Annotated in this window: 1 protein-coding gene; it reads left to right on the plus strand. The window is 37.1% G+C overall.

What is annotated here, in order from left to right; all coding sequences use genetic code 11:
- Window positions 1-576: 576 nt before the first annotated feature.
- Window positions 577-2,295 carry a diflavin flavoprotein gene (locus tag PN497_RS15345; RefSeq protein ID WP_096564987.1) on the plus strand — a complete coding sequence of 573 codons (1,719 nt, stop codon included), beginning with the start codon at window positions 577-579 and terminating at the stop codon, window positions 2,293-2,295.
- Window positions 2,296-2,394 lie beyond the last annotated feature (99 nt).

The following is a 2,394-nucleotide window of genomic DNA, read 5'->3' on the forward strand; positions in this document are numbered from 1 at the left end:
AGTCAGGAGTCAGGAGTCAGGAGGAGATTTGAAAATTTCTTTGCCATCTCTTGAAATCCCCAAAAATGCACACTTTTTCCGGTATACCCTTCAAAACCCTTGCACTAATTTCTGTGTTTATCAGCCTCTAACCTTTGATACATCAAGGTTTTAGGTTTATTCAGCAAACCCTAAGTAAGTGGGTGTTAAAAATTTTTTCTGTTTCTTGTAGGGGCGAAGCATTCGGGTGATAACCTATCGCTGAAACCAGTTCATATTCTGTCCGAATGCTTCGCCCTTACGATTAATGAATCGGTGTTCTAGTTACTGTTTTCCTAAAATAAACTAACAGATACTCACAAAATTTTCCCTTAATATTGTAAGGGTTTAGCATTGCTAAACCCCTACATAATTCTGTTGATATTATGTTGATGGCTATAACTATAGTAGATTTTCGTGTCAAAAAATATGCTGAAAAATAGCATTGTTTGATACCACTTTAATTTTACAAAATATATTCTTAATTACAGCTTTAAAAAGATTTTAGGAAGAAAATGGTGGGGAGAAAAGAATATTATTTAGAATCGGATACAAATCATGGTAGCAATATCAGAGAAAGTTGAACCAAGGTTAACTATACAAACTGTAGAAATTGCTCCTAATACAACAGCGATACGCTCTCTTGATTGGGATCGGGATCGCTTTGATATTGAATTTGGATTGCAAAACGGTACAACCTATAATTCTTATTTAATTAGGGGTGAACAAACAGTTTTAATTGATACTTCTCATCAGAAGTTTCGTCAATTATATTTAGACACTCTCAAAGGTTTAGTTAATCCGAAAACAATTGATTATATAATTGTCAGTCATACAGAACCAGATCATAGTGGTTTGGTAGAAGATGTATTACAATTAGCACCAAGAGCAACTGTTTTAGCTTCTAAAGTAGCATTGCAATTTTTAGAAGGTTTGGTACATGATCCTTTTTCCAAAAGAATTGTTAAAAGTGGCGATCGCATAAATATTGGTCAAGGACATGAAATAGAATTTGTCAGTGCGCCAAATTTACACTGGCCTGATACAATTTTCAGTTTTGATCGCAAAACCCAAATTCTTTATACTTGTGATGCGTTTGGGATGCACTTTTGTGATCATCGCACCTTTGACGAAGATTTAGAAGCAATTGAAGCTGATTTTCGGTTTTATTATGATTGCTTAATGGGTCCCAATGCTCGTTCTTTATTGAATGCAATGAAGAGAATGGGTGAACTAGGTAACATTCAAATTATTGCCAATGGACACGGACCATTATTATATCATCACCTCGATGTTTTAACCGAATATTATCAAAATTGGAGTCAAAGACAAGCGAAAACAGAAACTACGGTTGGTTTGTTTTATGTTTCCGGTTATGGTTATAGTGAGCAATTAGCTCATGCAATTGGTGATGGTTTGCAAAAAGCTGGTGTGGGTTCAGAAGTAGTTGATTTACACACAGCAGATTTTCAAGAAATTCAAGAATTAGCAGGTAGAGCATCAGGTTTAATTATTGGAATGCCACCTACTTCTTCAATTGTAGCACAAGCTGGTATTAGTTCTTTATTAGCTGTAGCAAAAAATAAACAAGTTGTAGGTTTATTTGAATGCTATGGTGGTGATGATGAACCGATTGATACTCTACGTCGTAAATTTATTGACTTAGGAATTAAAGAAGCATTTCCCGCAATTCGTATTAAAGAAATCCCCAACGAAGCAACTTATCAAATTTGTACAGAAGCGGGTACAGATTTGGGACAAAAGGTGGTGCGAGAACGCAACATCAAACAAATCAAATCTCTCGACGTGAACATGGAAAAAGCGTTAGGGAGAATTAGCAGCGGATTATATATTGTTACTGCTAAAAAAGGTGAAATTAGCGGTGCAATGATGGCTTCTTGGGTAGCACAAGCTAGTTTTCAGCCATTAGGATTTACCATTGCTGTTGCTAAAGATCGAGCGATTGATAACTTATTACAAATAGGCGATCGCTTTGTGATCAATGTGTTAGAAGAAGGTAATTATCAAGACCTGAAAAAACACTTCCTCAAACGTTTACTTCCTGGTGCGGATAGATTTGCAGGTGTGAAAACTCAAACTGCTAAAAACGGTTCACCAATTTTAACCGATGCACTTGCATACATGGAATGTGAAGTAGTCAGCAACATTGAATGTAGCGATCATTGGATTTTATATTGCATTGTTGAAGATGGCAAAGTTTCCAAACCAGATGCGCTGACAGCAGTACGTCATCGCAAAGTAGGAAACTATTACTAGGGACTGGGGACTGGGGACACTTCGACAAGCTCAGTGCATCGCTGGGGACTGGGGACACTTCGACAAGCTCAGTGCATCGCTGGGGACAGGGGACAGGGG

It is taken from the genome of Sphaerospermopsis kisseleviana CS-549 (assembly GCF_028329225.1).
Classification (GTDB): Bacteria; Cyanobacteriota; Cyanobacteriia; order Cyanobacteriales; family Nostocaceae; genus Sphaerospermopsis; species Sphaerospermopsis kisseleviana.

Excerpts from the sequence above, each read along its gene's own strand:
- PN497_RS15345 (WP_096564987.1), top strand. The coding sequence starts at position 577 with ATGGTAGCAATATCAGAGAAAGTTGAACCAAGGTTAACTATACAAACT.